This window comes from Streptomyces sp. NPDC059248 (genome assembly GCF_042753905.1).
GTDB lineage: Bacteria > Actinomycetota > Actinomycetes > Streptomycetales > Streptomycetaceae > Streptomyces.
The window spans coordinates 1-26,778 of sequence record NZ_JBHYZV010000017.1; the positions used below are offsets into that span (position 1 = coordinate 1).

Here is a 26,778-nt window from a genome sequence, read left to right on the forward strand (position 1 = left end):
GGGGGGGGGGGGGGGCCCGCCCCCGCCCGCAGGCGCCGCCCGCGCCCGCCGACTTCCCCGGGTTGGGGGGGGGGGGGGGCCCCCCCCCCCCCGCCCCGGACCTGCCCCGACCCGCCCCCCGGGCCGACGCCCGGACCCGCGGTCTAGCGGACCTTCGCGAAGAACTCGCCCATGTCCGCCGCGAGCACCTCCGGCGCCTGCATGGCGATGAAGTGGTGGGTCGCGGGATTGTCCGTCGGCCAGTGGGCGATCACGTTCTCCCGCTCCGCGAGCCTGCGGACCGCGGGCGCCGACCCGCTGTAGACCCCGGTCGGTACCGCCTTCTGCCCCTTCGGCCAGCCGAATCCCGTGGAGTCGTACATCGGCCAGGACGAGGTGCCAAAGGTGCCCGTGAACCAGTACAGGCTCACATTGTCCAGGAACAGATCGCGGTCGATCGCCTCGTCCAGCGGCTTCCCGGAGGAGTTGAACTCCCGGAACTTCTGCGCCATCCAGGCCAGCGCCGCGACCGGCGAGTCCTGCCAGCCGTAGGCGAAGGTCTGCGGTGCCGCCCGCAGCAGGGCATGGTGGTCCACACCGTTCATCCACTCCTGCTCGCCCATGTCCGCGAAGGCCGCGCGCTCGTCCTCCGTCAGCTCCGGGAGGTCCTCCTCGGTGGGGAAGCCGAGCCCGGCGAGTACGTAGACGCCGACGACGTGCTCGGGGTCCGCCGCGGCGACCTGCGGGGCGATGTACGCGCCGAGGTCCCCGCCCTCGACGCCGTACCGCTCGTAACCGAGCCGCCCCATCAGTTCGGCCCAGATCCGGGCGACGCGGTCCGTGGTCCACCCGGTCGTGCTCGGCGGCGCGGAGAAGCCGAAGCCGGGGACGGACGGGACGACGATGTGGAAGGCCCGTGCCGGGTCGCCGCCGTGGGCGCGCGGATCGGTCAGCGGTCCGATCAACTCGGCGAACTCCACGAACGAGTTCGGCCAGCCGTGGGTGAGGAGGAGCGGCAGGGCGTCGGGCTCCGGGGACCCGATGTGCAGGAAGTGGATGTCGTGCCCGTCGATCTCGGTCATGAACTGCGGGAACTCGTTCAGCCGGGCCTCGCGCCGCCGCCAGTCGTAGCCGTCCCGCCAGTACTCGGCCAGCTCCTTGAGTACGTCGACGGGCACGCCCCGGCCGCCCTCGGCCTCACCCGGGAGCCGGCCGGCCCAGCGGGTACGGGCCAGCCGGTCGCGCAGATCGTCCAGATCGGCCCGGGGGACGTCGATCCGGAACGGCCGGATGTCCGTGCTCCCGGCCGTGCCGCCCGTCCCCGTGGTCTCCGCGCTCATGCCGTGCTCCGTGCCCATGGCCCTCTCCTCCTGTGTCGCGCCGACTCCCCGGCCTCTCCCCGAGCTGTCGGCCCGTTCGTGTCGGCGACTGGTGCGACCGTAGGAGCCGTATAGGACAAATCAGGTCCTATACGGGGGCGGAGTGTCGGCGGCCGGGGAGTGGCCGGGGCGTGGTCGGGGAGTTGTCCACAGCCCCTGCCGCCGTTCGGGCCCGGCTGGAAGACTGAAGCGCATGAGCGGCGGATCGTTGCGACGCGGGACGAGGGAACGGGCGCGGGAGCGGGAACGGGAACGGGAGGCGCGGGAGGTGGAAGGGGCCGGGCGGATGGAGCTGGTGGGGCGTGAGCGGGAGCTCCGGCTCTACACGGACCATCTGGACGGCGGCACGGACGACGCCGCCCACCGCACGCTGTTCCAGCTGCACGGCGTCGCGGGCGTCGGCAAGTCGTCCCTGCTGCGCCGGTTCGCCGGGGCCGCGCGCGAACGGGACGCGCTCACGGCCGTGCTGGACGAGTCCGTGACCGGGGTGCCCGAGGCGCTCGCCGGGATCTGCGAGCAGTTCGCGGCGCAGGGCGCCCAGCTCAAGGCGTTGGAGCGGTTGCTGGAGACCTACCGTCGGCGGCGGTACGAGGCCGAGTCCGCCGCCCTCCCGCCGCTCCCGCCCGATCCCGGAGCCGCCGGGGCGCCGCCCGATCCGCCCGGCGGCCCGGCGCCGTCCCCACCGCCGTCCCCGGCGCTGCTCACCGCCGCCCAGATCGGGGTCGTCGGCCTGGGCACCGTCCTGCCCGTGGCCGGGATCCTCGACCCCGCCCGCCTCGCCGGGAACGCGGGCGAGCTGAGGTCCGCGCTCAGCCGCCGGTTCGGCAAGCCCGAGGACGTGCAGCTGGTGCTCGACCCGCCGACGGCCCTCAGCCCGGTCCTCGTCGCCGAGCTGGTGCGGACGGCCGCCCGGGGCCGCCGGATCGCCCTCTTCTTCGACACCTACGAACGCACCGGCCCCTTCCTCGACCCATGGCTGCGCAGGCTCGTCGCCGAGGAGCACTACGGCGCCCTCCCCGAAGGGACCGTCGTCACCACCTCCGGCCAGCGCGCCCCCGACCCCGCCGTCTGGGCCGACCACGCGGGCCTCGTCACCGATATCCCCCTCAGCCCCTTCACCGACGCCGAGGCCCGCCTGCTCCTCACGGCGAAGGAGGTCGTCGACGAGGACGTCGTACGGGACGTCCTGCGGCTCTCCGGCAGGCTGCCCGTCCTGGTGTCCATGCTCGCCGAGAACGCGGGGCGGCCCGACGGGGTGACCGACCCCAGCGCCACCGCCGTCGAACGCTTCCTCCGCTGGGAGACCGACCCGGCCCGCCGCGCCGCCGCCCTCAACGGCGCGCTGCCCCGCCTGCTCAACGAGGACATCCTGCTCGTCGCCGTCGGCCGGGCCCCCGCCGACGCGGACCCGGCCCCGCCCGAAGACCCCGAGGCGGCAGCCCTGTTCGACTGGCTGGGCCGACAGCCCTTCGTCAGCGACCGGGGCGGCCGGGCCCGCTACCACGACGTCGTACGCGACCCGATGCTCCGTCTCCAGCGCAACCGCTCCCCGCAGCGCTGGCGGGCCGCCCACACCCGGCTCGCCGACGCCTTCGCGGCCTGGGCCGACGAGGAAGCGGGCGACGACGCCCGTACGGACGGCCTGTGGGCCGTCGAATCCTGGCGGGCGGCCCGGATCGAGGAGACGTACCACCGGCTGTGCGCCCGGCCCCGTACGGCGCTGCCCACCGCCCTCGCGGACGGCGTGCTCGCCGCCGACGAGTCCGTCACCGCCGCCCGCCGGTGGGCGGGGGCGCTCGCCGACGCGGGCGCCGACACCGACGACGCCGCCCTGCGCGAGCTGGGCGCGCAGTGCCTGGCCGCCGTCGAGGACGAATCACGGCTGGCCGTCGCCCTGATCGGCGTGGTCCTCGGCCGGGCCGAGGCCGATGACACCACCCGCCGCCGCGCCCTCCTGGTCCGCGCCCGCGACCAGCGGCGACTCGCCCTGTTCGACGAGGCGCTGGCGGACTACCGGCTCGCGATCGCCCTCGGCGACGACGCGGTCGAAACCCGTCATGAACTCGGCGAGACCTACCGCGTCGGCGGCCGATACGAGGAGGCCCTCACCGAGTACGCCCGGGTACTGGAGAGCGCCCCGGACCGGATGTCGACCATCGCCAGCGCCGCCTACGCCCACTACAAACTGGGCCGCCACGACGAGGCGCTGACCGGCTTCGACCGGGCCATAGCGGCCCGCCCCCGCTATGTGTGGGCGCTGCGGATGCGCGCCGAGGTGAGAAACGCCCTCGGCGACGGCGAAGGCGCCCTCACCGATGTCGCCGCAGCCCACGAGGCCGCCCCCGATGTGCCGTGGGCCGTCGGCGCCCACGGCGAACAACTCCGCCGCCTCGACCGCTGCGAGGAGGCCGTGACCCTCTTCGACCGGGCGATCGAGCTGGACCCCGAGTACGCCTGGGCCTTCGGCAGCCGTGCCATGGCCCACCACACCCTCGGCCGGACCGATACGGCGCTCGCCGACCTCGGCCACGCCCTCCGACTCGACCCCGGCTACATCTGGGCGCTGCTGCGCCGCGCCGAGATCCACCACGAGCGGGGCGACACCGATACGGCGCTGGCCGATCTGGACCGGGCGCTCGGCATCAACCCCGTATACACCGGTGCTCTGTTGCGCCGCGCCGACATCCACCGGGAACGGGGCGATCTCGACAAGGCCATCGCCGACTGCGACACCGCGATCGGCCACGACACCGGTGAGCACGCGGGGAACCGTGCCGCCCATCGGATCCGGGCCGTGACCCGGCTCGCGCTCGGCGACACCGGCGGCGCGCTCGACGACATAAGGCGGCTGGTCGGCCTCGGGGACGGCGACAACGCCCTCGCCGTACTGGCGGAACCGGCGCTCGCCGCTATACCGGAGGCGCGTGCTCTCGTCCATGGGCTCACGGGAGCGGACAGGGGCTCAGGAGCGTGAGCCGGAACGCTCCGGAGGCTCCCGACCCGATCGTTCGATTACAGTGCTGCGCCGGGCGGGCTGTCAGAGGCACCGCCCCGGCCGGACAGGTCGAGGACGACGTCGAAGGAGACGCGGGGTGAGTGCGATGGCGACAGGCGTCTGGGGACGTGCGGAGCAGCAGGATTTCCGTTCCCGGGTACGCGGCGCCCTGCTCGGCGCCGCCATCGGAGACGCCCTCGGGGCGGGAGTCGCCGGGCTCGGGACGGCCGCGATCCACGAGACGCACGGCCCCGACGGGGTCACCGACCTCGTCCCGGCCCACGGCCGCCGGGGTGCCGTCACCGCCGTGACCCAGCTGACCCTGTTCACCGTCGACGGGCTGATCCGCGCCCAGGTCCGCCGGGACACCGGCGCCTGGCATCCGCCGACCGACGTCCACCGCGCCTATCTGCGCTGGGCGGCCACCCAACGCGACTGGGGGCCCGACGAGCGCCGTAAGGACAACGGCTGGCTGGCGTGCGAGGAGTGGCTCTACGCCCGCAGGAACCCGTCCAAGGCCAGCCTGACCGGCCTCGGCGACGACATCATGGGCACACTCGACGCCCCCAAGAACCCGACCGCGCGCGACGGCGGCGCGCTCGCCCGCTCGGCACCGTTCGGCCTGCTCGTCGGCTGGGAGCCGCAACTGGTCTGTCAGCTGGCGGTCGAGTGCGCCGCCCAGACCCACGGCCATCCGGCGGCCTGTCTCGCGGCGGGCGCCTACGCCGTGATCGTCCACGGCCTGGCGCGCGGCGAGACGCTGGAGACGGCGGTGGAGCGGGCCGTCACCCTGATCGCGGCCCGCCCCGGCCACGAGCCCGTCACCGACGGCCTGAAGGAGGCGCTCGGAGCCGTACGCCAGGGTGTGCCGGGCCCCGACCGGGTCGCGGCCCTCGGCGACGGCCACGACGCCGAGTCGACTCTGGCGATCGCGCTCTACTGCGCGCTGGTCGCCGAGGACATCCGCCACGGTCTGCGCCTCGCCGTCAACCACGACGGCCCGTCCCAGACGACCGCCGCCCTCACCGGCGCGCTCCTCGGCGCCCTGCACGGCGAGACGGCGCTCCCCCCGGGGTGGCTGGCCGAGCTGGAGGGCCGGCCGACCGTGCTCGAACTCGCCGACGACTTCGCCATGGAGATGACCCAGGGCCCGGCCCTCCACGGCCCCACCACCTCCTCACCGGCCTGGCTCACCCGCTACCCGCGCGCCTAGGGAACCGCCCCTGCGGGGCCGGACAGGACGGCCCCCGGCGGGCGTCGTTGCCGAAATCAGCGCGCAGACCGTCGCGATCAGCGCGCACGCCGCCGTAGCCGCGCCGATGACCTCCCAGGGCAGGGCCGGCGGTGTCGGCGGTACCCGCAGGACGGCGAGCGCGCCGTGAATCGAGGCGAGATGGAGGGCGACCACGGCCGCTCCCGCGACCGCGCCGACGACGACCGCCGTCAGGGCCTCCGCGACCGCGAGCCGGACCAGTTGTGGACGGCTCGCCCCCGTCATACGCAGGAGCGCCAGTTCCCGGGCGCGGCCCGGGGCGGCCATCAGCAGGGTGTTGGCGAGCGCGATCGCCGTATGGAAGAGGGCGATACCGAGGACCACCGTGTAGCCCGCCGTCGTCCGCCGGTCGGGCGCCGGAACGGTCGTGGCGATCCACTCGGCCCGGGTGCGCACCGTCGCCTCCGCGAACCCGGCGTCCGCCAACCCCGCGTCGGCGAACCCGGCGCCCGCCAACCCCGCGCCCGGCCGCCCGGCGGCGGCCCGCCGCAGTGCCGCCTCCGCCGCCGCCCGGTCGGTGCCGGGGCCCAGAGCGACGTCGATCCGGTCGACGACGGCGCCGGGGGCGTTGCGCGGGGTCACGTACACACCGTTGCCGCCGGTGCCCGTCGGCATGACGGCGGCGATCCGCAGGGCGGCGGGCGAGCCGTCGCCGCGCAGGACGGTGACCGTGTCGCCGACCCGGTGCCGGGCCCACTCGTCGTTGACGACGATCGACCGGTCGTCGAGGTCGCGGATGTCGCCCGCGACGAGCGGCGGCCGGGTGGTGGCGGCGAGTCCGCCCGGTTCGACGGCGCGGGCGTCGGACCGGATCAGGGCCGTGCCCTCCTCCAGGACGAAGACCGCCGACGAGGCCGAGGGGGAGATCCGTACGCCGGGTACGGCCCGGAACCGGTCGACCGCCGCCTGGTCCAGACCGTCCGGGCCGGTGGCGGTGATGACGAAGTCGGCGGTGGTACGGGCCCTCAGCTCCGCCGTCTCGGCCTCGCGGACGGCGGTCGTGGTGCCCAGGAGGGAGCCCGCGAGGGCGACGGTCACCAGGACGGGGGCCGCGATCGCCGCCGTACGCCCGGTCTGTGCCGATACGTTCTCCCGGACGAGCAGACCGCTGGCGCCCGGCAGCCGCGCGGGCAGGGCGGTGAGCAGCCGGGTGAGCGGCCGGACGAGGAGCGGGAGCAGCAGGACGGCTTCGGCGATCAGCAGGAGCGGGCGGCTGGTGTACGTCTTGCGGTGCAGCAGGTCGCCGGGGTCGGTGAACAGGGCGTACACCGCCGTTCCGACGGCGGCGAGCAGCAGGACGGCGCCCGCGGTGAGCCGGGTCCGGGACGTCGGACGGCGGCGGTCGGCCGACGCGTCGCGAAGCGCCTCCAGGGGGCCGGTGCGGCCCGCCCGCCATGCCGCCCCGGCCCCGCCGGCGAGCGCGGCCAGCAGGCCCGTCCAGAAGGCGACGTGATACGGCCACCCGGCCGGGGTGAGCGTGAACCAGGGGGGCGCGAGCCCGTTCGCCACCAGATACCGGATCAGCAGCGGGGCGCCCCGGTCGCCGAGGGCGCAGCCGGCCGCCGCCGCGACCGTGCCCACGGCCAGCGCCTCGGTCAGTACCGTACGGCGGATCCGGCCCGGGGTGGCCCCGGCCGTCCGCAGCAGGGCGAACTCCCGGCGGCGCAGCGTCACGGCGAAGGAGAAGGCGGCGGCCGTGACGAGGACGGAGACGAAGCCCGTCATCCCGGCGGCCGTGCCGAGCAGGGCGTTCACGGTGACGAGGGCGTCGGCGTCCCGGTCCGGGTCGGGGTCGGCGTGCCTGCGGTCGGGGCCGGTGAGCAGCCGCAGGGGAGTGGGGGATCCGCGGTCGGCGCGGGTCGGCGCGATTGCCGCCAGGACGCGGTCCCGGGGCGCGGAGACGACCACTTGGTCCACCCGGGGCGACAGCTCGGCGGCCTGCCGGTCGGTGAGGAAGACGGCGTTCTCGAAGCCGAGGTCGCCCGCGGTGCCGACGACCGTGAACTGTCCTCGCGCGGTACGCAGCACCGCGCCCGGCCGGGTCCAGTCGCCGGTCACCACCACCTCGCCCGTCCGCTCGGGCGCCCGGCCCGCCGTCAGGACGTAGGGCGCGAAGGCCGCCGTGGACCAGGGGTGGCCCACCAGGCCCGGCGGGCCGCCATCGGCGCGGACGGGGAAGGAACGGTCCGGCACGGTCGGGCCGATGGCGGCGAGACGGGCGAGTTCGGCGGGGGTCACGGCCCTGGGGTGGGCGAGGGGCGCCGTACGGACTCCGACCGGGGTCGGGACGGACACCTCGCCGGCCGGGCGGACGACCGCCGGGGCGTCCGCGAACCGCTCCGGGGCCTGCGCGGGGGCGTCGAGGCTCGACGCCAGGGCCAGACCGGTCGTGGCGATCAGCCCGGTACCGAGGGCCAGGGCGACGAAGGCTCCCGCGAAGGCGGCCCAGTGCAGCCGCAGGGTGCGCAGGGCGGCGCTCAGCACGGCGCCGCCTCCGCGAGACGGGCCATCCGGATCGCCACCGACGCCGGTTCGGGTGCGTCGAGTTCGCCCGCGAGCCGGCCGTCGGCGAGGAACACCACCCGGTCGGCGAAGGAGGCGGCCACCGGGTCGTGGGTCACCATCACCACGGTCCGGCCGTCGGCGTCGACGGCCCGCCGCAGCAGGGTCAGCACCTGTCGGCCGGTCCGCGAGTCGAGTGCGCCGGTGGGCTCGTCGCCGAAGAGGACATCGGGCCGGGTGACCAGCGCGCGGGCGAGCGCGACACGTTGCTGCTGGCCGCCGGAGAGTTCGGCGGGCCGGTGCCGGGCGCGGTCCGCGAGGCCGACCCGGGCGAGCGCCTCCCGGACCAGGGCCTTCCCCGGGCGGCGGCCCGCCAGACGCAGGGGCAGGGCCACGTTCTGTTCGGCCGTCAGGGCCGGGAGGAGGTTGAAGGACTGGAAGACGAAGCCGATCCGCTCACGGCGCAGCAGGGTGAGGCGCCGCTCGCCGAGGCCGGTGAGTTCGGTGCCGCCGACGAGGACCCGGCCGGATGTCGGGCGGTCGAGCCCGGCGGCGCACTGGAGCAGGGTCGACTTGCCGGAGCCGGAGGGGCCCATGACGGCGGTGAAGCTGCCGCGGGGGAAACGGAGGGTGATGTCGTGGAGTGCGGTGACGGCACCGACGGCGCCGTGACCGGTCTCGTGGATCCGGGTGACCGACAGCAGGGTGACGGCGGTGGGATCGTCGGCCGCCGCCGAGCCCGCCCCCGTCCCCGCGCCGGAACCGCATCGAGGTGTGTTCGTGCTGGTCGTCGTGGTGCTCATGCGGTTCAGCCAACCGTCGTCGGGGCCCGCGCACAGGAAGGCGGGACCGAGTTCCGGGGTAGGGCCTGCCCTACCTCCCGGGGTCTGTCCACAGGGCTGGTGGGGTGTCGGTGGGGGCTTCTACCGTGGAGTGCGTGTACTCCCGTGATCTGTGGCAGGCGTTGGGCCGGCGCGGCTATCTCCGTTCCGCCCGGCCGTGGCGCGCCGTGCTGTACGTCGTCACCGGCGTCCCGGTCGGTGCGGTCGTGCTGGTCGGCTGCGCCCTCGGGTTCGTGGTCGCGGTCTCGGGCACGGTCGCGGTCGTGGGTCTGCCGCTGGCGGCGGCGCTGGGGCTGATCGGGCTGCCGGTGGGCCGGATCGAGCGGCGGCGGCTGGCACTGACCGGCGGCGGGCCGGTGGCCGATCCGCACGAGGAGCCGGGGGAGCCCGGGCTGTGGGCCTGGGTGCGGACACGGTTCCGCGAGCGGGCGACCTGGCGCGAGCTGGTGTACACGGTGCTGTTCGCGGGGGTGTTGTGGCCGCTGGACGCCCTGGTGGTGACGGTGGCGATCGGGCTGCCCGCGTCGCTCGTCGCGACACCGGTGCTGATGGCGACCGCCGGTGGTGGTGCCGAAGCGCGGGTCCTGAAGGTGTGGCTGGTCACCTCGTGGCCCGCGACCTTCGGGATCGCCGTCGTCGGAGTGCTGCTGCTGGCGGCCGCGTTGTACGCCCTGGGGGCGTACGCGGCGGTCCGCGCGGAAGCGGCCCGGGTGCTGCTGGGGCCCCGGCGGCGGGAGGCGGCCGGACTGGACGCGCGGGTCGCCGAGCTGAGCCGCTCCCGGGTCCGGCTGGTCGACGCCTTCGAAGCCGAGCGGCGCCGCATCGAGCGGGACCTCCACGACGGCGCCCAGCAGCGGCTGGTCGCCCTGACCATGACGCTGGGGCTGGCCCGGCTGGACGCCCCGCCGGGCCCGCTCGCCGACCAGTTGGCGCTGGCGCACAAGGAAGCCGGTCTTGTCCTGGCGGAGCTGCGGGAGCTGATCCACGGGATCCACCCCAAGGTCCTGACGGACTACGGTCTCGCGGCCGCGGTGGCGGACGCCGCCGACCGGTCCGCCGTGCCGGTGGAGGTCGTGCTGGACCTGCCGGGGCGGCTGCCGCAGTCGGTGGAGGCCGCCGCCTACTTCGTCGTCTGCGAGGCGCTGGCCAATGTGGACCGGCACAGCGGGGCGGAGCGCGCTCGGATCACCGGGGGACACCGGGCGGACCGGCTCTGGCTGGAGATACGGGACGACGGGCACGGCGGCGCCGACATGGTCGCGGACGCCCGGGCGGATACCCGGCGGCGGCCGGTGGCGGCGCGGGCCTCGGCGGAGGCGGCGCGGGTTCCGCGGGACGGTGTGTCGTCGGCGCGGGTCTCGGTGGCGGACGCGGCGGCGGTGATGGCTTCGGGTGCGGGGTGCGGGACGGGGAGCGGACGGAAGGAGCCGGGCGGGACGGGTCTCACCGGGCTAGCGGACCGGGTCTCGGTCCTCGATGGCAGACTCTCCGTGTCCAGCCCGCCCGGCGGACCGACCCTGCTGCGTGTGGAGATACCTTGCGAGTGGACCGACCCCTCCGGGTAGTGCTGGCCGAGGACAGCGTGCTCCTCCGCGACGGTCTGACGGGCCTGCTGAGCCGCTGCGGTCACCAGGTGGTGGCCGCTGTCGGCGACGCGGACGCCCTGGTCGCGGCGGTCGCCGAGCACGGGCCCGACGTCGTCGTCACCGATGTGCGGATGCCCCCCGGCCAGACCGACGAGGGCCTGCGCGCCGCGGTGCTGCTGCGGGAGCGGCGCCCGGGGCTGCCCGTCCTGGTGCTCAGCCAGTACGTCCAGCGGTCCTACGCGGTGGAGTTGCTGGACTCGGGCGACGGAACGGGAGTGGGATATCTGCTCAAGGACCGGGTGGGACATGTCGAGGAGTTCGTCGAAGCGCTGGGGAAGGTCGCGGACGGCGGCACGGTCGTCGACCCGGAGGTCGTACGGCAGTTGCTGCGCCGCCGCCGGGATCCGCTGGAGCGGCTGACACCACGGGAGCGGGAAGTGCTCGCCTTGGTCGCCCAGGGCCGGTCCAACGGGGCGATCGCCCGGGAACTGGTGGTCTCGGACGCGGCCGTCGGCAAGCACATCGGCAGCATCCTCACCAAGCTCGACCTGCCGCCCGCCGACGACTCGCATCGCAGGGTGCTCGCCGTCCTGGCGTTCCTGCGGGCGTAGACCGGGCCCGGCCCGGCGTACCGGCCACACCCGTCGCCGCGACGACGGGAACCAGCGGGACCGCGTAACACGCGGACGGATTCGGCATGGTGGGCCTCTCCGAAGGGACCGTTCGGGTGCCGGGGGCACCCGCGCCGGCCAGGGCGATCACCGGAGATCACGCCCTGGCCTTCCGACGCGTACGGTCACAGCCGGTCGGGCTACGGCCGCGGTCCCGGGACCGTCAGCGGCCCCACCAGGCGGCCGAGGCGTCCCGCAGCGTATTGGTGCCGCAGTGCACCTCGCCGCTGCCCAGGTGGTACGGGTAGTAGTCGTCGATGTACGAGATCTTCATCCCCGCCTTTTCGTAGGCCGAGGTCACCGCCGTGGTGAAGATGTCCTTCCCGTCGATGACCGGGCCCCACTGCTTCGGTGCGACATAGCGGTTGTCGTTCAGCAGCAGACCGTTGATCGCGCCGGGTATCCACGCGCTCGTCGGCTCGGGAGCCGCGGCCGAGCTGCGCGCCTTGGCGCCGGACTTCGCGGGGGCCTTCCCCCGGATGTCCATGAACGCGTCCGGCGAGCCCGTCCGCGACAGCCGGGAGCCGTCGGTGGCGGAGACCCCGGGCCACTTGCTCGCCCGGCTGTAGAGGGCCGGGACCTTGACGATCTCGGCGTCGGTGACACCGGTCTCGCGCTTCAGGATCTCGACGCTCTCCGCGATCTTCCGCGCCGCCAGGGCGTTGTCCTCGGCGTGCCGCGACGAGGCCAGCGTCTGGTCGATGGTGTCCTTCGGCACGGGATGGGTCCCGCCCGGGCGGGAGAACAGCCGCTTCCCGCCGTGACCGGCCGCCTTGGCGTCCTTCAGCAGCTGGAGACCCGCCTCCGGGTCGGCCACCGCCATCCGCCAGCCGCGCGGGGTGTCCGCGGGCAGGAACTGCACGAACTCGTCGACGTGTCCGACGTGCAGCCAGCCGGTGTCCAGCAGCAGCGGGCTCTGCATGCCCTGCGACGCCAGCATGGTCCGCAGCGACTTGGCGGGCTTCTCGCCCGTCGCCGGGAACTGGCCCTGGATGATCCGCCCCGCCGGGAACGACTGCCCGTTGTGGGTGTAGGGCGGGATGGTCTCCAGGTTGCCCATGGAGTCCAGCGTGCCCCCGCCGTCGGCGGCTTCGGCCAGCTGGACCGCGCCCGTCCCGGGGCCGCGCAGCTTGGTGAAGACCTCCCGGCCCGCGTCACGCCACGAGGACTGGACGGACCGGATCATGATCCGGAGCGTCTGGCGCTGTCCGCCGGGCCCGGTCATGCTGGTGTAACCGGGCTCGAAGAAGTCCTGCGTCCAGATGTCGTTGTAGGAGCCGCCGTCGAGGGTCCGGGGCGCGGGCAGGTTCGCCGCCTTGGTGTGCTCGGCCAGGTCGCTGACGAACTTCTGCTGGGCGCGGGAACCGGGGTCGGTGCCCTTGACCTTGGTGACGAGGACCTGCTGGGTCTGCTGCACGTGGTGGTGCGTCAGCAGCGGGGCGAGCCGCAGGGTGACGTCGTCGCTGGTGGTCCGGCCGTCGGAGGTGACGGAGAGCCGGACGACGGCCCGGCCGTCCCAGACGGCCCGGTCGCGGATGATGTCGCGGCCCTCGATGCCCAGCTCGACCCCGTCGCGGAGTTCGGCCGCGGTCAGCTTCTGACCCGGCAGGACGAGGCTCCACTTGCCGGCCCGCTTGATGTGCAGCCGGGTACGGCTGACCCCGGAGACGACCTCGATCCGGCCGGTCGCGTTCGCGGCCAGGTCCGGCATCGGCACCGTACGCAGCCGTGCCAGATCGGCCGCGTCGTCCGCCCCGTTGACGATCGCGTCCTGGGCGTCGTTGCAGCTCGCGAGCCGCCCGTCGGGAAGCGGTCGGCCGCGCGGCCCGGTGGTCGGGCAGCGCTTGGTGTCGTCGTCGATATTGGGAAGGAAGACCGCCCCACGGGCGGTGCTCCAGGTGTCCTCGCCCACGGTGTCGGTGGCACCGGTGACGTCCACCGAGCCGTCGCGGTCGACATCGGCGCGGAGATCGGCGGTCGGCGGACCCGCCGCGTGTACGGGCGCCGCCACGGTGCCGGTGGTCAGCAGGACGGTGGCCGCGGACACGACGAGCGCGGCGCGTCTGCGGTGGATGATGCGCACGGGTAATCCCTTCGTGGTGATCTTCGGTCGCCACGGTAGAGGGATGAGGGCGCAAACACGTTCACGGTTGTTCGATTTCACGCCGAAACGGGGCGTGTTTCGTACGGTTCATGGTGTCTTCTATGCAGATTTCGGACCCTTGGGTCTTCGATCTACCGGACGGGATCCGGATGACAGGGGCCGGTCGAGCCGGGGTACGGGCCGGGCCGGGCCGGGAACGGCGCGGGGAGGCGGACGGATCCCGGACTCGCCCCGGTCGTGCGCCGGGTGCCGCCCGGCGGGACGGCACCCGGACGGACACGGCCTAGTACTGCACCCACAACTGGACGTCGACGGGCCGGTTGTCGACGCAGTCCCAGGTGCGCCACCGGCCGTGGAACTCGCCCTTCGAACCGACGCTGACACATGCGGACATCGTGGAGTACCGGTCGTAGAGCACCCAGGGCGCCGACGCCCCCGGAGAGCCGGACACGCCGGCCACCCGCGGCCCGGCGGGCGGCGGACCGGACGCGGCCGGCGGCGGACCGGACGTGACGGACGCGGCGGACGCCTCCGTCGAACCGGCGAGTCCGAGCCCCGCGGTGGCCACGACGGCGGTGACACCGGCGAGCAGACGCTTCATGATGAACCATTCCCCCTTGGTGGCCGGAGGGCATGGCGGCGTGGTCCCGCCGCCGTGTGATGCCGCTCCGCCGTGCCGGTCCGGTCCTTCGGACCGGGCGGCACACGGCGAGTGTGGACAGGACCCGGAGCGCCGTTCAACGGGTCTCCGCCGTCCCGGACATGTCCGGGACGCCCACCGCCCGTCCCAGCAGGACCGCCAGCACCGCCGCGACCAGCGGGAAGACGGCCGTCACCGCGACGACCCCGGCCGGATCCAGCGAGTCGGCCAGGGTGCCCGCCAAGGCGGAGCCGACACCGCCGCCGGTGAAGAACGCGAGGTTCAGCAGGGCGAGCGCGCCGCCCCGGCTGCGCGGTGCCAGCCGGGCCGTGAGCAGTCCCGTCGCCACCACCTGCGTCACGGACATCGCCGCGAAGCCGAACGACGCACCCGCCACCGCCCACACCGGTGTGCCGCCCGCCGGGGCCACCACGACGAGCAGAGCCGCCCCGCAGACCGAGGCCGCCGCCAGGACGCGGAGCGCCCGCCGCGCGCCACCGCGGGCGAGCGCCGCGCCCGCGAACCTGGCCAGGACCACGCCGAGCACCGCGCCCGGCAGCAGCCGGGTCCCGATCTCCGTCACGCTCCAGCCGAAGTCGGCCACCAGCAGGCGCGGTACCGCGTACACGACGCCGAACAGACCCGCGTACACCGCCGCGCCCGTGATCGCGGCCAGCACGAACACCGGATCCGTCACCACGGCCCGCGGTACGAAGCCGTCAGGACGCCGGATCGTCCGCCGCACCAGTACGGCGCCCGCCGCCACCAGCAGGACCGCGACGGCCGTCACCGTGCCCGCGGACAGCGCCAGGCCCGACGACTGGACCAGGATCAGGAGCGTGCCCGCCGTGACGGCCAGCAGCAGCGCGCCCATCGGGTCCACGGCCCGCGACGCGCCGTTCGCGCCGCCCGGCGCGCGCCGGGGGAGCAGGGGCAGGACGAAGAGGACGGCGAGCAGCTGGAGCACCGGCAGGACCACTGTCGCCCGCCAGCCGAGCCACTCCGTGACCAGCCCGCCCGCCAGTGTCGCCCCGGCCGTGAACACGGCCATCGTCGCCCCGAACACCGCGATGACCGCCGCCCGGCGCTCCGGCGCGGCCGCCGCCGTGAGTGCGAGGGCCGCCGCCGAGAGGGCACCGGAGCCCGCCGCGAGCACGAACCGGCCCGCGACCAGGGTCTCGATCCCGGGCGCCGTCAGACAGAGCGCCGTACCGGCCACCAGGGCCAGCGCGCCCAGCAGCAGGACCGTACGAATACCGCGGGCGTCCGCGATCCGGCCCGCGAGCGCCGTACCGACGCCGAGCGCCAGCGCGTGCGCGCTCAGCACCCAGGCCGCGGCGGACGGGCCCGCGTCCAGGGAGCGGGCGACATCGGGGAGGGCCACCCCGGCGGCCGTCACCCCGAAGATCGCGGGCCCGAACAGCGCGCCGATCCGGACACCGGTGGAGACCGGCCCCGTATCCGCACGGGAAAGGGTGGAGGGGGAGGGGCTGAGGGGCTGTGTGGACACGACGAACAGACCTCCGGGAGGCGGGGAAAGGGGTACGGGGAGTCTCCGGGCCGCAGAAGCGCGTTCCCATCCCCCGATTGAGGGGGGCGGGTCCGGTCCGGGAATAGCCGCGGCCCCCGGGCGGGTTCCCGTTACCGGGCGCCCTTGCGGCCCCGCGACGAACCGGAGGGCCGCCGTGCGCCGACCGCCCGCACCCGCCCCGTACGACACGACGGGCCGCGGGCCCGGCGAGCCACCGCACGCCACCCGGTCCCGCCCCGCGCGCGAGCACCGCCGCCCCGTCCCCGCCGCGGCCCGCGCCGAGTTGCTCCGCCGGGCCGAGCGCGCCCCGCATCCGCTGGCCCTGTTCGCCGAAGTCTCCGCGCGGCTGCGCCGACTGCTGCCGTACGACGCCGCCGTCTGGCGGGCCACGGATCCCGAGACCGGCATCATGACCGCCCCCGTCCACACCGAGAACGCCGACGCGGACGGCTGTGCGGCCTACTGGGACGTCGAGCTGTTCGCCGAACGGGTCAACCGCTTCCCCGACCTCGCGCGGCGGCCCGTACCCGTCGCCGGACTGTGGGAGTCGACCGGCGGCGAGCCCGAACGCGGCTCCGTGTACGGGGGGTTCCTGCGCGCCCGCGGCCTCGGTGACGAACTGCGGATGGTGCTGGCGCTCGACGGCCGCCCCCAGGCCACGGTCAGCCTCTTCCGCGCCGAGGGGCGGCCCGTGTTCGGCGCCGCCGATACCGCGTTCGCCGCGTCCCTCGTCGTCCCGCTCGCCCGGCGGCTGCGCGCGTACGCGGTCCCGCGCACGCCGGAACCCCCCGGCGATACCGGCCTTCACGGGCGGCCGACGCCCGCGACGCCCGCGTCCGGCCCCGACGCGGCTCCCGCGCACGACCGGGAGGCCGTTCCCGCGTACGACCCCGGAACCGCGCCCGGTCTCCTCCTCTTCGACGCCTCGGGCGCCCTGGTCTTCGCCGACGACACCGCCCGGCACCACCTCGACCGGGTCCCGGCCGCCCCGGCCCAGCCGTCCGGACCCGGTGGGCCGGGGGTGCCCGCGTGGCTGCGGGGCCTGATCGCCAGGACCCGCGCCGGACACGGACCGGTCCGGGTCCGGCTCCGCACCCGCGACGGCCGCTGGCTCACCGCCCACGCCACCGCCCTCGCAGGTCCCGGTAACGGACCCGGTGCCGGACCCGGTTCCGCGCCCGGCTCGGGGACGGCGGTCGTGGTCGAGGACGCCCGCCCCTCGGACGTCCTGCCGCTGATCGCCGACGCGTACGGCCTCTCGGAGCGGGAGCTGGAGGTCACCACCCGGATCGCGCGCGGACTGCCCACGGGAGCCATCGCGACCGAACTCGGGCTCTCCCCGCACACCGTCCGTGACCATGTGAAGGCGGTGTTCGAGAAGACCGGGACCGCGTCGCGCGGCGAGCTGGTCGGCCTGCTCTACCTGGGGCACCGCGCCGCCCCTTGAGCCTGTGGATAACTCGGATGGGACGAAGTGGAGTTGGCTAGCATCGCGCTATGGATGCCTCAGCCGTCACCGTCCGTATCGCGTCCGGTCTCCTCGCGCCCCTCGTCAGAAAGCTGTTCGTGCCGGGCGCCCCGGCGCCGGCGCCGTACGAGATCACCGGCCCGTGATGCGTACGGGCGGGCGTCAGCGCATCAGCTCGCCCGCGTTCACCAGCAGCGACTGGCCCGTGATCGCGCGTGCCCGGTCGGAGGCGAGGAAGACCGCCGCGTCGGCGACGTCCCCGTCGGTCGCGAGGTCCGGCAGCGCCATCCGCTCGGTCAGCCGGCCCAGGACGTCCGCCTCCGGTACGCCCTCCGTCTCCGCGGTGAACCGGACGTACGCCTCCACCGGCGGCCCCCACATCCACCCCGGGAGGACCGTGTTCACCCGGATCCGGTCAGGACCCAGCTCCCGCGCCATCGAGTACACGGCCGAGGTCAGCGCACCTTTCGAGGCCGCGTACGCGGTCTGCCGCACCTGTGAGGGCGCCGCCACCGCCGACTGCGTACCGATGACGACCACCGAGCCGCCGCGCTTCCGCAGCGCCGGGAGACAGGCCCGGGTCATCCGCAGGGTGCCCAGCAGATTGATGTCGAGCATCCGGCGCCAGCTGTCGAAGTCGGCGTCCGCGACCCCGCCGAAGTAGCTGTCCCAGGCCGCGACGTGGACCACCGCGTCGATCCGCCCGAACCGCTCCACGGCCAGCGCCGCCAGCGCCGCGCACTGGTCCTCGTCCGTGATGTCGGTCCTCAGATGGGCCGTCCGGCTCCCCTCAGGGTCGATCTCCGCCGCCGACGCCGCGAGCCGGTCCGCCGTCCGCGCGCCCAGCACGGCCCGGCCGCCCTCACGGACCACCGCCGCCGCGATCCGGTGCCCGAGCCCGGGACCGACCCCCGACACGACCACGGTCCTCTCCTGGAGCAGCATCCCGACCCCTCCCGGCTCTGGCCAATCATCTGACGGACCGTCAGGGTAGAGGGGTCCGCCGGAGTGGGGAAGGGGACCGATGAGCAGCAATGCCGACGCCTACGCCGAGCTGGCCTCGGCCGGACCGTACGGCGTCCGTCCCGGCCATGCCCTGATCACCATGGTCGAACCGGACCCGGGCCATGAGCACGGCTACAACCGCTGGTACGAGGACGACCACTACATCGCCGGGGCGATGGCCATGCCGTGGATCTACGCCGGACGGCGCTGGGTCGCCACCCGCGAGCTCCAACTCCTGCGCTACCCGGCCGATTCGGCCGTCGCCAGGCCGGTGACGGCGGGCTGCTATCTCTCCACCTACTGGATCACCGAGGGCCGCTACGCCGAACACATGAGGTGGACCGTCGGCATCAACCGGCGGCTCAACCGCGACGGCCGCGTCTACCACCACCGTACGCATGTCCTCACCGCCTTCCAGGACCGGCTGGCGACGGTCTACCGGGACGGCGCCGCCGGGCCCCGCGACCACCACGCCCTCGACCACCCCTACCGGGGGCTGATCCTCGAAGTCGTCGACACGGAAGGCCCCGAACAGCGCGCCGAACTGCTGGAGTGGCTGCGCTCGCGCCATCTGCCGAAGGAACTCGCGGCCTCACCGGCCGCCATGGTGACCGTCTTCCGGCCGACCCCGCTGCCCGGCGACCGGATGACCTACGTCAAGCAGGTCGAGGGGGTCGACACCCGGCTCACCCTGCTGTGGTTCCTTGAGCGGGATCCCCGCGAGGAGTGGGAGGCGCGATACGCCGGCCTCGGTGACAGGGTCGCCGCCTCCGGTCTCGGCCGGGTCGAGCTGATGGCGCCGTTCATCCCCACGGTCCCGGGTACGGACCGCTACGCGGACCAGCTGAGATGACCCCCGTACGCCGTTGATGCCGTACGCCGCCGAGGGCCCCGCCTCCCGCGGTCGTACGCCCGGAACCCCGCGAGCGGGGAGGGACCCGGACGGTCGGCGACGGGGGAGCGGGAGACAGGGCCGAGCCCCCTCGGCCGGGACGGCGGACCAGTCGAGAGGGCTCTTGACTCATGGCGCCGTGGACGGCGCCCGGGACGTTCGAGGCTTTCGGCGGGGTCAGCCCGCCGAGAAGGCGCCCCGGCCGGCCTCGGTGACGAACACGTTCCACGCGCCGGGGACGAACGTGATCCGAGGACCGGCGGGGACCTTGGAGTCCCGGACGGCGATCTCGGCCACGACGGGGGACTTCACCTCGACGCAAGCACCGTTTCCTCCGGAGTACGAGGACTTGGTCCACGTGTCCGTGGCGCCCTGGATGATGGCCATGTTGGCTCCCGCTTCAGCAGTTCCGGCAGTAAGGGACCGAGCACCACAACGCACCCGGGAAGCGATGCCTCCCGGCCCTCCGTTGACGGTTGGTTGGTGCTTTGTTGGTGAATCGTTGACGTCTTCGACGCTACTCGCCGGAGCCGGGACGCGGGGCAGGCATTCACTCGGTCGGATGGCATATTCCATCCGACCCTTCCATGAAGCGCTGAGGAGATGTACCTTGCCGTCTCCTCGAATCGGGTGCCGCATTTCATGTGGTTCGCGCCGTCATGCGCCGCGGTCCACCGTCATACGGTGCGGCGCATCTTCATGCGCCGCCATTGGCCGTTCTTTACCCGTCCGGGCCGCGATCCCGTCACACCTCGCGCGCGTACTGCTTCGCCAGGTTCTCGATGAAGGTCCGCGACTGCTCGGCGCCCAGCGCCTGCGCCCTCAGGTGCTCGTACATGACGATGTACTTCTGGACGTCCGGGCCCTTCTCCAGATACAGATCGCTGGTCACACCCTCGATATAGACGACGCTGGAGTCCGCCGCGTCGGGAAACTCCAGGATCGCGTACTGCCCGTTGATCCCCGGGTGGGCGCCCATCTCGAACGGCAGCACCTGCACGGTCACATGCGGGAGCTGGCCCATCTCGATCAGATACTCCAACTGCTCCCGCATCACCAGCGGGCTGCCGATCACCCGGCGCAGAACCGCCTCGTCGATCACCGCCCACAGCCGCAGCGGCTGATCGGTGTCGGTGACCCGGTGCTGGCGGCGGATCCGGACGTTGACCCGCTTGTCCACCTCCGCCTGACTGTTCTCCGGGGCCGCGCCCGCGACCACGATCTCCGCGTACGCCCGGGTCTGGAGCAGACCCGGCACGATCTGCGGCTCGTACACCCGCAGATTGGCGGCATCGGTCTCCAGACCGATGTAGACGCTGTACGGGATATCCCCGAACGCGTGCCACCAGCCCTGCTGGCGGGAGTCCTTCGCCATCTGCATCAGCGAATCCACGATCCGCTGGTCCTCGACCTCGTACACCCCGCACAGATCGCGGACGTCCCGTTGACTGATGGACCGGCGGCCGTTCTCCAGACGACTGATCTTCGACTGGGAGACGAGAAGACGGTCCGCCACCTCCTCCGCCGTCATTCCTCTGTGTTCCCTGAGCCGGCGCAGCTCCTGGCCCAAACGGCGGCGCCTGACGGTGGGATTTACGTTGGATGCCATGGATCAGCACCTCCGACTGAAGTTGCCGTGCGTATCTACTGCTCAGCAGATTGCCACCGATGGCGGCGCTTGCGGGGGGAATTGGCCACACGCATACCCGGTGCGATAAAAGCGCGCCGCGGCACGGCGGCGGAAAGGGGGGCCTGTACGCGGGCAGGGGAATGCGCGGGACGGCCTTCGGCGCGTCCCGCGCATTCCCGCGCGGCTCCCGTACCGGTCGTCGGGGGTCCGGCGCGGAACCCGTCACAAGCGGTGCGTACGGTGTTCCCGCCGCGCCCTCGGGCGCGTGCGGGACGGTGCAGCGGGTCGTACGGGTGCCCGTCCTGATACGGGCACCGGTGGCGGTGCGTCACGGCACCGGTGTGGTGCCGTGGTCCGCGTGCGACGCGGCGTCACACGCGGGGTGGGGCGGGGCGCGGGTCAGTGTGCGACGACCCGTGCCATTCCGGAACGGCGCTGCGGCATCGCGACACTCGCGTTCTGCCTGCCACCGCCGCCCGCCGCGCCCGGAGCACGGCGCGGTTGCGCCGCCGCCCCGTTCTGGACGTCCATCACGGCGTGCGCCACGAGGCCGCCCATCGGGTCGTGCCTGATCAGATCCCGCAGCCGGGACCGCGACGAGCGGCCCTCGTTGCCCGGGTACAGATGCTTGCCGAGGCCGACCGCATGGGCCAGCGCGGCGAGCGCCGCGGTCCGTGGATCCGGCGGTACGCCGGTACGGATCGCGCTGTCCAGCCGGGTTCTGATGTCCCGGCTGATCGCCGTGTCCGTCGCCTGGTAGCGAGTCGTCGGCAGCACGCCGCACATCTGGCCGGCGACGGCGTGGACCATGCCGCACCGCTCCAGATGCGCGAGATAGATCTGGCGAAGTCCCAGCCGGGGCCCGCCGATCCAGTTGACCGCCCGTACCGGGCTGCCGCGGCGTCGCAGCAACTCCAGTGCGGAGTCCAATGTCGGATCTCCTGTCGGCCGTGGCATCACCACGGCGATACGATCCCCGTCCGGGGCTATCCGTCCCGCCAGAGCCAGCTCCACTAGCTGTGCTCCGGCAAGGCCGAGGTCGAGCGACTGCGGCTGCGCTGTGGTACCCGTGGTCGGGTCCAGAGCGAGCAGCAGCAACTCTTCCGGAAGTGTTCTGCGGCTCCTGCCCATCCATGCCTCCCCGCGTGGATGAATGACAGGGTGACCCCTCTCACATTGGTCTGTCGAGAGTGCCTGAGTGCTTTGTACGGGAACCGATAGGTATGTCGTTCTCGTCTAGGGGCGGGGGACGTGTTCTCACACAGGACACTGAGAGATGGTTCGGACAACACGGGCCCCGGTTGGGCGGAGCGTACCTGCCGCCTGTATTTCTGAAGGATCTTCTGCTGGATCTTCCACAGGATCGTCCGCCGGGTGTGCCGGGGGACAGATCGGTCGAAGGCGACAGCGGCACGATCGACGTTCATGGTTCATCGAGGAGGCACGGTGGCGGGCGAGTCCCCCGACAAGTCGGAGCAGCGGAAGTCGTCGGGGGCGACGACTACGGGTGAGCATGACCCTCGGCTCGCCGTGTCGGCCGTCCGCGTCGACGAGCCGACGGCGGTCTTCACCCTGCCGCCCGAGCCGGACGCCGACGAAGCAGACGACACCGACAACGCCGAGAGCGCCGACGGCACCGGCGACACCGGCGACACCGGCAAGAGGGTGGCCGGGTCGGACGAGGCGGACGCGACGGACGCCGACGCCGACGCCGAGGGCGATCGGGGCGGGGACGGCGATGAAGAGGAGCGCGACGCGGAGGCGGAGGCCGTGGCGGCCGGGCGGCGTGTGCTCGCCGCCGCGGCGGACTCCCCGACCGCGGAAGTGACCGCCGTCTTCCCCGAGCCGCCCCTGAGCGCCTCTGAGGCGCCCCCGCGCGCCCCGGAAGCGCCCCCGGCCGCCGAGGGCGCCCCGGAGGCCCCTGAAGCCTCTGAGGGCGCTCCGAGCGCCTCCCGTGCCGACGCGAAGAGCGACACCGAGGGCGAGGAGCCCGGGGCCGGCTCGGGAGAGATACCGGGCGTCCGGGGCGACACGGACGACGCGGACGACACGGACGACGCATCGGACAGCGCTGCCGGGACCGACAAGAACGATCACAACAGCAACTCCGGCAAAGACGAGAAGGACGCCGAGGACACCGAGGACGCCGAGGCTCACGGCGACGACGTCGAGCACGCGGACGCGGACGCGGACAAGAAGACCGACGCCGCCGAGGGCGAAGGCAAGGAAGCCGACGAGGCCGACAAGGCCGATAAGAAGGACGGGGAGGACGGGGAGGGTGAAGGCCAGGACACCCCGACCGCCGTCTTCACCCCCTTGCGCAAGCGCTCCGCCGCCGTTCCCGCGCCCTCGCCCGCCGGTGACAGCCCCACCACGGCCCTGAAGCTGCCGCCCGCGCCCCGCCCGGAATCCGACCCGGTCGACACCGGCAAGGGCCGTGGCTCCGAGGCCGGCGACGACGGCAAGGACAGCGAGAGCCGCCAGGGCGACAGAGACGGAGACGGCGACGGCGCGAAGAAGGCCAGCACGTTCGTCCCCCTGCGGAGCACCGACCAGAAGCCCCCGGCGCCCGCCGGGCCCGCCGTTCGTGAGCCCGCGCCGGGCAAGGCGCCCGAGGCCGCTCCCGCGCCCGCCGCGCCCGCGGCCCCGGCGCCCGCCGCCCCGCTCGCCGAGGCCGAGCTGACCCGGCAGCAGCCCGTACCGCCGCTGCCGCCGATGGACCTGCTCGCCGAGCTGACGAACACGCCGCCCACCCCGATGCGGAAGGTGGCCCGCCGGTTCAAGATCTGGACCCCGCTGGTCGTGCTGCTCGCCGTGGTCGGCGCGGTGGCCCAGATCATGCGCCCGCTCCCGGCCCCGGCGCTCGAACTCTCCGCGAAGCCCACCTTCACCTTCAAGGGCGCCAAGCTGACCCTGCCCTTCCCGACCGACGGCCAGGGCGCCGTCGCCGTCGAGGGCGTCGGCACGATCGGCACGTACGGCTCGCAGGCGGTGGCCCCGACCGCGAGCGTCGCCAAGGCCATGACGGCGTACGTCATCCTCCGCGACCGGCCCCTGAAGGAGGGCGAGGAAGGGCCCAGGATCACCATCGACCACCAGGCGGCCAAGGAGTCCGGGAACTGGGAGAACGAGTCCGTCGCCAGGGTCTCGGAGGGGCAGAAATACAGCCTGAAGCAGCTGCTCCAGCTCACGATGATCAAGTCCGGCAACAACACCGCCCGGCTCCTCGCCCGCTGGAACGCCGGTTCCGAGGCCGCGTTCGTCAAGAAGATGAACGACGCCGCCAAGGACCTCGGGATGCACGACACGGTCTACACGGACCCGAGCGGCTTCAAGAAGACCACCGTCTCCACCCCCGCCGACCAGCTCAAGCTGGCCGAGGCGGTCATGAACAACAAGGTGCTGCGGGACATCACCAACACCACGAACGTCGACATTCCCGGCAGTGAGCCCATTCGCAACGGCAACGACCGGGCGCTGCTGCTCGACGGTGTCGACGGCATCAAGACGGGCTCGTCCACCCCGGCGGGCGGCAATCTGCTGTGGTCGTTCGTGAAGGAGATCGGCGGGACGTACTACCGGATCAACGGCATCGCGATGAACGCCGGCGACGGTGACTCGCCGTACCAGAAGACCCAGAAGGCCATCGACTACAGCGTCAAGATGATCGAGGCGACCCGTACGGGGATGGCCGGGGCCACGGTCGTCAAGAAGGGCCAGGCCGTCGGCTACCTCGACAACGGTCTCGGCGGCCGGGTGCCGGTCGTGGCGACCCGCGATCTGAAGGCGATCGGCTGGGGCGGTCTGGAGATCAAGCTGGAGCTGAGCATGGGCAAGGGCGATCTGCCGCGCTCCGGCAACGCGGGCGATGTGATCGGTGAGCTGTCGGTCCTCTCCGGCCCGGCGAAGGAGACCGTCCCGGTCGCGCTGCGGGAGAACCTGGCCGAGCCCGGTGTCGTCGACAAGCTGACCCGCCTGGGCTGACCCGGCGCGTACGAGCGAGAACGATCAAGGGGGCGTCCCGGGTTTCCGGGGCGCCTCCTGTGTTAGCGTCCCCCAGCCCTGACCGATTGGTACGTACCATCCGGCAAGGCGCGGCACGGCACGACCCGGCCCGGACTCACCCGTACCGGCCGGTACCGGACCGGGGCGCCCCGGGGGCAACCCCGGTCACCTCGTCCGGCGTCCTTGATGGGAGCCGACCCCCCTCGGGTAACGTCGGTACGCCGACCTCGGCGGCACCCGACGTACCGCCGACACCAACACCGACACCGGGACCGGCACCGCACCGGGCGCACCGACCGACCGAGACACCACCACCACCACCGCCACCGACGACGACACGCGACACGCGACAGACGGGGAGAGCCGCAGTGACCACCGCAGAGCCGGTCAGGACGGACGGCGTCGGCCCCGGTGCGCAGTCCCGAATACGGTCGTCGGCGACGGACGCCACCGGTGTGACCGGCTCCCCCCAGCCCCCGCCCCCCGCCCGCTTCGGCCGGGTCCGGGGCGCGCTCGCCGACATCTGGGACCGGCTCACCCGCCGTCCGGTGATCGTCACCACCGTGGTCGCCGCCATAGGGCATCTGCTCTGGTTCTTCTTCTTCGCGAACACGGGCGGCGACCTGGCGGCCCAGGACGCCTGGGCCGAGTTCGTGGGCCGGCACCCCGACTCCGCGTACAACCTCGCCTGGTACGGCGGGATGCACCCGGTCTCGTACAGCGTCGTCTCGCCGTATCTGATGTCACTCATCGGTGTGCGGTCCACGATGATGGTCGCCGGTACGGTCTCCGCCGCCCTGACGGCGCTCGTCCTGGTCCGGGTCCGCGCCGTCCGCAACCCGCTGCCGTGCGCGCTGGCCGGGGTCTTCGCCTTCCTCAGCAACGCGCTCTCCGGGCGGGTCACCTTCGGCCTCGGGATGATGTTCGCGATCGGCGCGGTCGCCGCCGTTTTCTGCTGGCCGCACCGCTGGCGCACCAAGCGCTGGGCGAAGGGCGCGGTCACCGCGCCGCTGGCCGCCCTGGCGACCGCGTCCAGCCCGGTCGCCGGGCTCTTCCTCGGTGTCGTCGCCGCCGCCCTCTTCCTGAACAAGCGGCGGCCCGGCGCCTACGCGGTGGGCCTGCCCCCGGTCGCGGTCGTCGGCCTCTCCTCCTGGCTCTTCCCGTTCTCCGGCACCCAGCCGATGTCGCTGGGGACCGTGTCGCTGCCGTTCGTCTTCGCGGTGCTGGTCTTCGTCCTGGTCCCGAAGGACTGGCGCACGGTCCGTACCGCGGCGGCCGTCTACGCTCTCGGGACGGTCCTGACCTGGATCATCGACTCGCAGATCGGCTCCAACATCACCCGGCTCGCGATGCTCTTCGCGGGCGTCACGCTGCTGGCCGCCCTGCCGTACGCGGTCCCCCGCTCCCGCCGCTGGTACGCGCTGGTGGTCGCGTTCGCCGGGCTGAACTTCTGGATCGGCTTCAAGGCCGTGGACGACGTGGTCCGTACCGCGCCCACCGCCTCGTGGAACTTCGAGCTGGCGCCCCTCGTGGACAAGCTGGACGACCTCGACGCCGAACGGGGCCGGGTGGAGGTCGTGCCCGCCCGCAGCCACCGGGAGGCGTCGGCCATGCTGCCGTACGTCAATCTGGCCCGCGGCTGGAACCGGCAGGCCGACATGAAGCGGAATCCGCTCTTCTACGACGACGAGAAGACCCTCACTGCGGCCGACTACCGGGCCTGGCTCGACCGCTGGGCCGTGCACTACGTGGTGCTGCCCGAGGGGAAGCCGGACATCGGCGCCGAGCAGGAGGCCGAGCTGGTCGAGGGCGGGCTGCCGTATCTGAAGCGGGTCTGGTCCGACGCCAACTGGCAGATCTTCGCCGTCAAGGACCCCGTACCGCTCGCCGACGCCCCCGCGAAGGTCGAGCACGCGGGCGCCGATCAGCTGCGGATCACCGTCGAACAGCCGGGCCGGCTCCTGATCCGGATCCCCTACTCGCCGTGGCTGAGCATCGTGGACGAGAAGGGCAAGCGGCTGAAGGGCCCGCAGGAGACCGAGGAGTCCAAGAAGCGCGAGGACGGCGAGCCGAAGACCTTCACCAACCGCAACGGCTGCCTGATAAAGGCCGAGGAGAACCTCGACGGCGACGAGTGGACCGAACTGGTCGCCCCGAAGGCGGGCACCTACCGGCTCTCGGGACCGTACTCGGTACCGCGCGGAACGCCCTGCCCCGAAGAGCTGCAGTAGCCGCGGTCCGGGGGCGTACGCCCCCGTGACGGCGATGGATGTATG

General features: G+C 73.5%; 18 protein-coding genes. 8 read left to right on the forward strand and 10 right to left on the reverse strand.

The window, feature by feature from the left end:
• Positions 1 to 143: 143 nt before the first annotated feature.
• On the reverse strand, positions 144 to 1,337 hold the full coding sequence (locus ACFXG1_RS09715; RefSeq protein ID WP_384707964.1) for an epoxide hydrolase family protein: 1,194 nt from the start codon (positions 1,335 to 1,337) through the stop codon (positions 144 to 146).
• Positions 1,338 to 1,551: 214 nt separating this feature from the next.
• Between ACFXG1_RS09715 and ACFXG1_RS09720 the strand changes: the two genes are divergently transcribed.
• Together ACFXG1_RS09720 and ACFXG1_RS09725 are read left to right on the forward strand one after the other, a co-directional pair.
• Positions 1,552 to 4,332: a tetratricopeptide repeat protein gene (locus ACFXG1_RS09720; protein ID WP_384741917.1), complete on the forward strand. Its 2,781-nt coding sequence runs from the start codon at positions 1,552 to 1,554 to the stop codon at positions 4,330 to 4,332.
• A 127-nt stretch (positions 4,333 to 4,459) separates the two neighbouring features.
• A complete protein-coding gene (locus tag ACFXG1_RS09725; protein ID WP_384719073.1) occupies positions 4,460 to 5,566 on the forward strand; it encodes an ADP-ribosylglycohydrolase family protein in 1,107 nt (368 codons plus the stop codon).
• On the opposite strand, the gene ACFXG1_RS09730 is transcribed toward ACFXG1_RS09725, so the two are convergent.
• Entirely contained in the window at positions 5,531 to 8,110 is a 2,580-nt protein-coding gene (locus ACFXG1_RS09730; protein ID WP_384741919.1) for an FtsX-like permease family protein, read from the reverse strand. The genes ACFXG1_RS09725 and ACFXG1_RS09730 overlap by 36 nt on opposite strands.
• Positions 8,104 to 8,931 (reverse strand): ABC transporter ATP-binding protein, encoded by an 828-nt coding sequence (locus ACFXG1_RS09735; RefSeq protein WP_384720861.1) that lies wholly within the window; start codon positions 8,929 to 8,931, stop codon positions 8,104 to 8,106. The genes ACFXG1_RS09730 and ACFXG1_RS09735 overlap by 7 nt, the downstream gene beginning before the upstream one ends.
• Positions 8,932 to 9,065: 134 nt before the next feature.
• Here ACFXG1_RS09735 and ACFXG1_RS09740 point away from each other — a divergent pair, with 134 nt between their 5' ends.
• Positions 9,066 to 10,535: a sensor histidine kinase gene (locus tag ACFXG1_RS09740; protein WP_384720864.1), complete on the forward strand. Its 1,470-nt coding sequence runs from the start codon at positions 9,066 to 9,068 to the stop codon at positions 10,533 to 10,535.
• A complete protein-coding gene (locus ACFXG1_RS09745; protein WP_384720867.1) occupies positions 10,535 to 11,167 on the forward strand; it encodes a response regulator in 633 nt (210 codons plus the stop codon). Before ACFXG1_RS09740 ends, ACFXG1_RS09745 begins: the two co-directional genes overlap by 1 nt.
• A gap of 223 nt (positions 11,168 to 11,390) precedes the next feature.
• Here ACFXG1_RS09745 and ACFXG1_RS09750 read toward each other — a convergent pair whose 3' ends face one another.
• The 3 genes from ACFXG1_RS09750 to ACFXG1_RS09760 form a co-directional block, all read right to left on the reverse strand.
• The gene (locus ACFXG1_RS09750) at positions 11,391 to 13,310 is read right to left on the reverse strand and encodes a protein-arginine deiminase domain-containing protein (RefSeq protein WP_384741921.1); all 1,920 of its coding nucleotides are present in this window, start codon (positions 13,308 to 13,310) and stop codon (positions 11,391 to 11,393) included.
• A gap of 304 nt (positions 13,311 to 13,614) precedes the next feature.
• Entirely contained in the window at positions 13,615 to 13,932 is a 318-nt protein-coding gene (locus ACFXG1_RS09755) for a hypothetical protein (protein WP_384741923.1), read from the reverse strand.
• A gap of 136 nt (positions 13,933 to 14,068) precedes the next feature.
• The gene (locus ACFXG1_RS09760) at positions 14,069 to 15,481 is read right to left on the reverse strand and encodes an MFS transporter (RefSeq protein ID WP_384741925.1); all 1,413 of its coding nucleotides are present in this window, start codon (positions 15,479 to 15,481) and stop codon (positions 14,069 to 14,071) included.
• Between the two features lie 175 nt (positions 15,482 to 15,656).
• On the opposite strand from ACFXG1_RS09760, the gene ACFXG1_RS09765 reads away from it, so the two are divergent.
• A complete protein-coding gene (locus ACFXG1_RS09765; RefSeq protein WP_384741927.1) occupies positions 15,657 to 16,949 on the forward strand; it encodes a response regulator transcription factor in 1,293 nt (430 codons plus the stop codon).
• A gap of 183 nt (positions 16,950 to 17,132) precedes the next feature.
• Here ACFXG1_RS09765 and ACFXG1_RS09770 read toward each other — a convergent pair whose 3' ends face one another.
• Positions 17,133 to 17,915, reverse strand: coding sequence for an SDR family oxidoreductase (locus tag ACFXG1_RS09770; protein ID WP_384722390.1), 783 nt, complete (start codon positions 17,913 to 17,915; stop codon positions 17,133 to 17,135).
• Between the two features lie 79 nt (positions 17,916 to 17,994).
• Here ACFXG1_RS09770 and ACFXG1_RS09775 point away from each other — a divergent pair, with 79 nt between their 5' ends.
• On the forward strand, positions 17,995 to 18,828 hold the full coding sequence (locus ACFXG1_RS09775) for a hypothetical protein (protein ID WP_384722387.1): 834 nt from the start codon (positions 17,995 to 17,997) through the stop codon (positions 18,826 to 18,828).
• Positions 18,829 to 19,044: 216 nt separating this feature from the next.
• On the opposite strand, the gene ACFXG1_RS09780 is transcribed toward ACFXG1_RS09775, so the two are convergent.
• The 3 genes from ACFXG1_RS09780 to ACFXG1_RS09790 all read right to left on the reverse strand — a co-directional run bounded on the left by ACFXG1_RS09780 (position 19,045) and on the right by ACFXG1_RS09790 (position 21,628).
• Positions 19,045 to 19,254, reverse strand: coding sequence for a DUF397 domain-containing protein (locus ACFXG1_RS09780; RefSeq protein WP_384708954.1), 210 nt, complete (start codon positions 19,252 to 19,254; stop codon positions 19,045 to 19,047).
• A 358-nt stretch (positions 19,255 to 19,612) separates the two neighbouring features.
• Positions 19,613 to 20,476, reverse strand: a complete 864-nt coding sequence (locus ACFXG1_RS09785) for a helix-turn-helix domain-containing protein (RefSeq protein WP_384708957.1) — start codon at positions 20,474 to 20,476, stop codon at positions 19,613 to 19,615.
• A gap of 420 nt (positions 20,477 to 20,896) precedes the next feature.
• Positions 20,897 to 21,628 (reverse strand): GPP34 family phosphoprotein, encoded by a 732-nt coding sequence (locus ACFXG1_RS09790; RefSeq protein ID WP_384708959.1) that lies wholly within the window; start codon positions 21,626 to 21,628, stop codon positions 20,897 to 20,899.
• Positions 21,629 to 21,922: 294 nt separating this feature from the next.
• On the opposite strand from ACFXG1_RS09790, the gene ACFXG1_RS09795 reads away from it, so the two are divergent.
• Together ACFXG1_RS09795 and ACFXG1_RS09800 are read left to right on the forward strand one after the other, a co-directional pair.
• On the forward strand, positions 21,923 to 24,481 hold the full coding sequence (locus tag ACFXG1_RS09795) for a serine hydrolase (protein ID WP_384741930.1): 2,559 nt from the start codon (positions 21,923 to 21,925) through the stop codon (positions 24,479 to 24,481).
• A 389-nt stretch (positions 24,482 to 24,870) separates the two neighbouring features.
• Positions 24,871 to 26,733, forward strand: coding sequence for an MFS transporter (locus ACFXG1_RS09800; protein ID WP_384708965.1), 1,863 nt, complete (start codon positions 24,871 to 24,873; stop codon positions 26,731 to 26,733).
• The last annotated feature ends 45 nt before the right edge of the window (positions 26,734 to 26,778 follow it).